This window comes from Psychrobacillus sp. PGGUH221, from assembly GCF_042055255.1.
Classification (GTDB): domain Bacteria; phylum Bacillota; class Bacilli; order Bacillales_A; family Planococcaceae; genus Psychrobacillus.
Genome location: NZ_JAQMHQ010000008.1, coordinates 270,129 through 277,129 on the forward strand (window position 1 = coordinate 270,129; position 7,001 = coordinate 277,129).

Here is a 7,001-nt window from a genome sequence, read left to right on the forward strand (position 1 = left end):
GTCCTCACTAAGATTTCTATAACAGTATGTGAACGACAAGTTGTTCACATACTCGATTTTTATTTCGGACTCGTTAATTTCCGTTCCAGGCGGACGCGTTCCGCCGGCATGGCTTCAGCCGCTTCCCTCGCTCGCTCAGTCCAGGGTCTTCAGCTCATGCACCTGACGCTTCGCTTTCGGTGCAGCAAACATTTGCTATTCCGGCTGGAGTCGCCGCCTTCCACTCCAATCAACTATTATCCGCTTTTCATTTAGGAAACCCTATGCTATAAAAAAGCAAGTTTTTATCACTTACATTTTTTCGATTAGTATTTAAAGAAAATCGTTGAAAAAGGCGACACTCCTGCGGGAATAGCGTTAGCCGAAGACCCCGCAGCGCAGCGAGGAGGCTAAGGCAACGCCCGCGGAAAGGGAGCCGTTTCAACGATTTTCTTATTCGGACGACATTATTTAGTAAAGACAATTTCTATAGACTTTTCAGTGCACTCGCTACGCGCCTGCTTTTTCCACTGTTGCAAGGAAACTTTGTCAATGCAGGTATGTGTGCTTTTGAGAAAAACTTAATATGGTGTTTCTTCTATTTGTACTGTAAGTTCAGAGCTGTGATAGTTTTGATACGAAGTAATTAGTGTATCGATGTGTTCTAATTGCTCTTCATATTTTAAAATATTGGATAGTATATGAAGTAAGTGATAAGTTGAAAATTCCTCTTCAATTTTAGTAACAGCAATTTGTTGGACAAAAATATCCATAACTTCTTGTCTTTGAATGAACGCTTGTGAACCGTTCCATTCTATATGCTCTGGTTTTAACTTCCCTATAAACTTCAAATGAAGCTGTTCGTGATAAGTTAGGAGAGAATCTAAACGTTCCTTGATCATCATTCGAAAATGTTCGGGAAGTTCTAATAACTCGTTCTCATGGAGATGAAGTCTTTTTAAGACATCCAAGCTTTTATAGGAAACGGAGATTAGTTCTCTATAGATAACTAATTTTCTTCCTTTTGTATATGTTGCTTTTTTAGAATAGCCACGTTCTTCTTTAAAAAATGAATAAATCTGATCTATACGAGTTAATCGATCTTGTATTTGATTAATTGCTTGTTTTGTAGAGCTATGATCGGACGCATGTCTTACAGCAATTCGTATCCATCGTATAATCTCATCTTGCGTATAGTGAATGGCATTAAACAATTTCGTTTCGAATTTAGGAGGTATAAATATTAAATTCACAACAAATGCAGATACGACTCCGACAAGAATTGTTAAAAATCGTATTAAAGCAAACGTTAAAAAGTCATCACTTTGAACTTCCATTATCGCAATAACGGTTACGAGAGCTAAAGAGATTGTTTTTTCAAGTTTAAACTTCAGCATAATCATAATGGCAAATATTGCCGCAAAACCGACTGCAATAAAGTGATTTCCAAATACTAATGCGAAAATAACTGCTATTGCAGCTCCGATTAAATTCGATTGTATTTGTTCAATAACAGTCAAATAGGATCTATATATTGAAGGTTGAACTGCAAATATCGCAGCTATTCCCGCAAAAACAGGGCTAGGAAGCTGGAGTAAATCTGCGATGAATAATGAAAAAACAATCGCTACTCCAGTTTTGAATACGCGAGCTCCTAATTTCATTTAATCCTTTCCTTTCATTTTTGCAGGTTTCATGTAACTTTTACTTTAATTGTGCGAAAGCCTTGTTAACTGCAGCAATTGTATTATTAATATCTTCTTCTGTGTGTGCAGTTGTAATAAACCACGCTTCATATTTAGAAGGTGCAAGATTAATACCTTCATTGAGCATAAGTTTGAAGAATTTGGCGAACATTTCACCATCTGTCGCTTCTGCTTGGTCATAGTTTTCTACTTTTACATCGGTAAAATAAACAGAAAGTGCACCTTTTATTCGATTAATGGTGATTATTATATTATTTCTTTCTGCGGCTTCTAGAATACCTTCTTCTAATATTCCACCCAGTCTATCTAATTCTTCATATATACCAGGTTGTTGTAAAACTTCTAAACAAGCAATCCCTGCTTGCATAGACGCAGGATTACCTGCCATTGTTCCCGCTTGGTAAGCAGGTCCGAGTGGAGCTACTTGTTCCATGATTTCTTTTTTCCCACCGTATGCTCCAATTGGAAGGCCACCACCGATTATTTTACCAAGTGCAGTTAAATCCGGAGTCTGATCTAACATAGTAGAAGCAGCTCCATAATGGAAACGGAAAGCTGTGATTACTTCATCATAGATGACAAGTGTACCTTTGTCTTTTGCAATCTTGTGCACAAGTGGTAAGAATCCTTCGTTTGGCTCTACCATACCAAAGTTTCCAACAATCGGTTCAACTAAAATACAAGCTAATTCTTCACCCCATTTTTGCATAGCTTCTTCATAAGCTTTTGGATCATTAAATGGAATAGTAATCACTTCTTCAGCAATAGTTTTAGGAACTCCTGCGGAATCTGGTGTACCAAGTGTAGCTGGCCCCGAACCTGCTGCCACTAAAACTAAATCTGAGTGACCATGATAGCAACCAGCAAATTTCATCACTTTCGTTCTTCCTGTATATGCACGTGCTACACGTATGGTAGTCATTACTGCTTCTGTACCTGAGTTTACAAAGCGTACTTTATCCATAGAAGGTATTGCTTCTTTTAACATCTTTGCAAATGTCACTTCATGTTTTGTTGGAGTACCATAAAGCAGTCCTGTTTGTGCTGCTTTTGTAATTGCTTCAGTAATATGTGGATGCGCGTGTCCAGTAATGATAGGTCCATAAGCTGCTAAATAATCGATATATTTATTACCGTCTACGTCATAAAAATAAGCGCCTTCTGCTCTATCCATGACAGTTGGTGCTCCACCACCAACGGCTTTATATGATCTAGATGGGCTGTTTACGCCACCTACGATATGTTCAAGTGCTTCACTATGTATTTGTTCAGATTTAATTCGTTCCAATTGTAAAACCTCCGCTTGATTTGTCTTGCTTTACTGAAATGAAAGTATAACGTTATGAACGAGCCACTGTCCAGTCACCTCGGCAAAGCTGTCCATTTTAATTGTAGTAAATTTTTATGAAAAAGGCTAAAGAAAATTGAACTTACTGGAAAACTTCGATACTATAAAGGCATACCAAGGGGAGGAATCGATATGCAAACACTAGAAGGTATGATAGCACCAAAATTTTCATTAAAAAATGAAGCAGGAGAAATAATATCATTAGACAATTTTGCGGGTAAGAAGTACGTTGTTTTGTATTTCTATCCGAAAGACTCTACTCCAGGCTGTACTACAGAAGCTTGTGATTTTAGAGATACACATGAAGCCTTTGCTGATTTAAATGCGGTTATTCTTGGTGTAAGTGCAGATAATGAAAAAGATCATACGAAATTTATTGAGAAACATGGTTTACCATTCTCTTTGTTAGTTGACGATTCTCATGAAGTGTCGGAAGCATATGGAGTGTGGAGATTAAAAAAGATGTTTGGTAAAGAATTTATGGGAATTGAAAGATCTACATTTCTAATTGATCCAACGGGAACTGTTATAAAAGAATGGCGTAAAGTAAAGGTAGATGGTCATGTAGAGGAAGCGTTGGATACATTGAAACAAATTGTGACAAGTGGAGAATAAAAATGAACATATTATTTTCTTTTCTACCTAAACCAGAGCAACAAGCAAACTTAATACAAAGATTCCCACATGAAAAATTTTATTTTCAAAAACCTTTTGATGAAGAAACCTTGCGGAATGCTGATATATTTGTAACGTATGGTGAAGATTTAAATGTATCTCATATAGAACTGGCAGATAGATTAAAATGGATTATGGTAGCTTCGGCAGGTTTAGAAAAGATGCCTTTGAAGGAAATAGCAAGTCGTAATATACTTGTGACGAATGTTAGAGGCATTCATAAAATACCGATGGCAGAGTCAATTGTCGCGCATATATTATCCATAAAAAAATCACTTCCGATTATTGCTCAAAACCAAAGGGATAGTTTATGGTCAAAGAGAGTGTCTTCATCAGAGATATTTGATTCAACTGCATTGATTTTAGGTCCGGGTGCAATCGGAGGTGAGGTGGGAAGAATCCTCCAGGCTTTCGGCGTCCATACAATAGGGTGCAACCGTAGCGGAGAACCAGCCGATTTTATGAATGAGATGGTTTCTTTTTCTGACCTAAAAAAAGCACTGCCTAAAGCAGATATTGTTATATCTATACTACCAAGTACTGTAGAAACAAGGAATTTATTAACCTCTGAGCATTTTCATTGTATGAAACGTACAGCTATCTTTATGAATTTCGGAAGAGGAGATGTAGTAAAAGAGGAAGTGCTTTTACAGGCATTACAAAATAACTGCATTGCATACACAGTGTTAGATGTTTTTGAAAATGAACCGCTAAAAGAAGATCATCCTTTTTGGAAAATGGAGAATGTAGTCGTTTCTCCCCATGTTTCCAGTCATTCTTCTCAATATGTCGTCCGTGCACTCGATATTTTTTCTGATAATTTAATGAAGTGGCTTAATGGTGATACTTCATTAAAAAACGTTATTGATTTGGAAAGAGGATACTAATAGTAGTACATATTCCCTTTAATACTGTAAAGTTTGACATTCGATGCTCTTTTTCCTTATACTTATTGTAACAATTACAAACTAAGAATAAATATGAAGAGAGGTGCATTGCGATGACGGAAGTACATTTAAGAGATGCTTTAGATACATTAAAATCTACTGGTGTACGTATTACACCTCAACGCCATGCGATATTGGAATTTATTATCCAATCAATGTCCCATCCAACTGCGGACGATATATATAAAGCACTTGAAAGTAAATTCCCTAGCATGAGTGTTGCAACAGTGTATAACAACTTACGTGTATTTAGAGAAGCTGGGTTAGTTAAAGAACTTACTTATGGAGACTCATCTAGTAGATTTGATTTCATAACAAATGATCATTATCATATGATTTGTAATTCATGTGGGAAAATTGTAGACTTTCATTACCCTGGATTAGATGAAGTAGAGCATTTAGCTTCCCATTTAACTGGATTTGAAGTTAGTTCACACCGCATGGAGATATATGGAACATGCCCAACGTGTAAAGAGCAGGCAACGAATGTACAATAAGAAAACCGAGCGAAAACATTTCGCTCGGTTTTTTGTTTTATCTATAGTTATCTCTTTCTATTTAAAGATTGATCGAATTCTTGACCCTCGAGTGATGGGTCCAGTGTCAATGGTTCTTTACAATACATACACATATCGACTCTCCCTAACACCTTTGTATGTTTTCCGCAATTCGGACAAACAACTTGTACAGCTTTAGTAGATAGTAAACCAATCCACCCATAAACAGCTGTGCTTGCTATAATAGAAATTAATCCGAGAGTCATAAAAATAGTTACTAAAATAGCATTTTCTCGAAAGAATATTGCTCCATACATAATGATGAATCCGAAGAAAATTAGTCCCAAAGCAAAGGAACGTATTCGGTTTATTTTGTTTTTATAAGGTTTCATTTTCATCCTCCTAATTTCTAAATCCACTATATCATATTTTGTTATGAACTACTTCCCTTTTACTTCAAGTTACTTATCTTAAAATCCCATGATAACTCATTACTATGTTAGACTCCTTGACGTTAATGTTAAAATAATGTTTTGAATGAACTATATAGAAGGAGATATAAAATAGTTGTCGAAAAACTATATAATGAAATAAAGGAGGCACAATTTTGGAAGCACTTTTGAGACCTATTTATCAAGAAAGAGCAAGTGATCCTAATACACTAGGTATTATATTTGTAGAAAAGCGTGAAGAGGTTAGTCCGATAACAGATACATTTGACTCTATTTTATTTATATTGACTAAAGAGGCAGAACATCCTATTTTTACAAAGCATTATACGTTTAATGATAAAAAAGCTGCTATGCATGTAATCACTGAGAGACAGTTAAAAAAATGGTTACTGTTAGGAACCAATCCTAAATTAGTAGATTGGCTACTTAATGGCAGAGTAATCTTCGATAGAAATGAATATATAGAAGAATTGAAAAAAGAGTTACAAGAGTTTCCGATAAACGGAAGAAAAGTAAGAATGGGTATAGAATTCGCTAAATTAAGTAAAAGATACTTAGAGGGTAAACAGTTTTTTGAGCAGTTGAATTATTTAGATGCTTATAATCATATAGTAGAGTCCTTACATCATTTAGCTCGTTTGGCTGTGTTTGAACATGGAATGCATCCAGAAGTGATGGTTTGGAAACAAGTGAAACAGTTAGATCCATCCATCTATAAATTATACGATGAGCTTGTTTCAAGTGAAGAGTCGATAGAAAAGAGATTAGAACTCTTATTTTTAGCAAGTGAATTTTTAATTCATTCTAGAATAAAAGAGGGTGCACAACATATATTAGAGGTGTTAGCTTCAAAAGATTATTGGACAATCCAAGAGATTCATGAGCAAGAGGAATTAAAAAATTACTCTGTGGATTTAGAAGTCTTTATAGAATTTTTAGTAGAAAAAGGTTTTATATCTATTGAAAAACAATCTACCAAAAGCAATGAAATCATGCATAGATACTATAAAGTTAATTGATTTTTAAATGATTGAAAAAAACGGACAAAGATTTGTTCGTTTTTTTGTTGACAAAACTATCGAGATAGTTGTATTATAATAAGCGTCGTCAAAAACGAAACAAAAAATATTGACGAAAAAGTTTTTTGAAAAACTTCTTGACTCTTCGCTCGAGTGGTGATAAATTAGAGAAGTCGCAAAAAACGACATAACAAAATGAACATTGAAAACTGAACATGCAAAACGTTAAGACATATAGCTTGATAGACTAACTTCGGTTAGTCGGATAGCAAACAATTTTGACATCATTTAATGATGATGCCAGCAAAACAAAATGAGCTTTTTAAGTTCTCTATTATGGAGAGTTTGATCCTGGCTCAGGACGAACGCTGGCGGCGT

7 protein-coding genes are annotated in these 7,001 nt (G+C 35.4%); 4 read left to right on the plus strand and 3 right to left on the minus strand.

Features of this window, described 5'->3' with window-relative positions; genetic code table 11:
* Positions 1 to 560: 560 nt before the first annotated feature.
* Positions 561 to 1,643, minus strand: a complete 1,083-nt coding sequence (locus PGC35_RS15170) for an FUSC family protein (RefSeq protein ID WP_053592035.1) — start codon at positions 1,641 to 1,643, stop codon at positions 561 to 563.
* A gap of 40 nt (positions 1,644 to 1,683) precedes the next feature.
* The gene (locus tag PGC35_RS15175; protein ID WP_375219770.1) at positions 1,684 to 2,973 is read right to left on the minus strand and encodes a glutamate-1-semialdehyde 2,1-aminomutase; all 1,290 of its coding nucleotides are present in this window, start codon (positions 2,971 to 2,973) and stop codon (positions 1,684 to 1,686) included.
* Positions 2,974 to 3,165: 192 nt separating this feature from the next.
* Between PGC35_RS15175 and bcp the strand changes: the two genes are divergently transcribed.
* From bcp to perR, 3 genes are all read left to right on the plus strand, one after another.
* A complete protein-coding gene (gene bcp, locus PGC35_RS15180; RefSeq protein ID WP_375219771.1) occupies positions 3,166 to 3,648 on the plus strand; it encodes a thioredoxin-dependent thiol peroxidase in 483 nt (160 codons plus the stop codon).
* Between the two features lie 2 nt (positions 3,649 to 3,650).
* Positions 3,651 to 4,595 carry a D-2-hydroxyacid dehydrogenase gene (locus tag PGC35_RS15185; protein WP_375219772.1) on the plus strand — a complete coding sequence of 315 codons (945 nt, stop codon included), beginning with the start codon at positions 3,651 to 3,653 and terminating at the stop codon, positions 4,593 to 4,595.
* Between the two features lie 113 nt (positions 4,596 to 4,708).
* Positions 4,709 to 5,152, plus strand: a complete 444-nt coding sequence (perR, locus tag PGC35_RS15190) for a peroxide-responsive transcriptional repressor PerR (protein WP_056833291.1) — start codon at positions 4,709 to 4,711, stop codon at positions 5,150 to 5,152.
* A gap of 47 nt (positions 5,153 to 5,199) precedes the next feature.
* Here the strand turns inward: perR and PGC35_RS15195 are convergent, their stop codons facing one another.
* Positions 5,200 to 5,544 carry a YgzB family protein gene (locus PGC35_RS15195; protein ID WP_053592040.1) on the minus strand — a complete coding sequence of 115 codons (345 nt, stop codon included), beginning with the start codon at positions 5,542 to 5,544 and terminating at the stop codon, positions 5,200 to 5,202.
* Positions 5,545 to 5,759: 215 nt separating this feature from the next.
* Here PGC35_RS15195 and PGC35_RS15200 point away from each other — a divergent pair, with 215 nt between their 5' ends.
* Positions 5,760 to 6,623: a nucleotidyltransferase-like protein gene (locus PGC35_RS15200; RefSeq protein WP_053592041.1), complete on the plus strand. Its 864-nt coding sequence runs from the start codon at positions 5,760 to 5,762 to the stop codon at positions 6,621 to 6,623.
* The last annotated feature ends 378 nt before the right edge of the window (positions 6,624 to 7,001 follow it).

Excerpts from the sequence above, each read along its gene's own strand:
- PGC35_RS15195 (WP_053592040.1), bottom strand. The coding sequence starts at position 5,544 with ATGAAACCTTATAAAAACAAAATAAACCGAATACGTTCCTTTGCTTTG.
- PGC35_RS15185 (WP_375219772.1), top strand. The coding sequence starts at position 3,651 with ATGAACATATTATTTTCTTTTCTACCTAAACCAGAGCAACAAGCAAAC.
- bcp (WP_375219771.1), top strand. The coding sequence starts at position 3,166 with ATGCAAACACTAGAAGGTATGATAGCACCAAAATTTTCATTAAAAAAT.
- PGC35_RS15170 (WP_053592035.1), bottom strand. The coding sequence starts at position 1,643 with ATGAAATTAGGAGCTCGCGTATTCAAAACTGGAGTAGCGATTGTTTTT.
- perR (WP_056833291.1), top strand. The coding sequence starts at position 4,709 with ATGACGGAAGTACATTTAAGAGATGCTTTAGATACATTAAAATCTACT.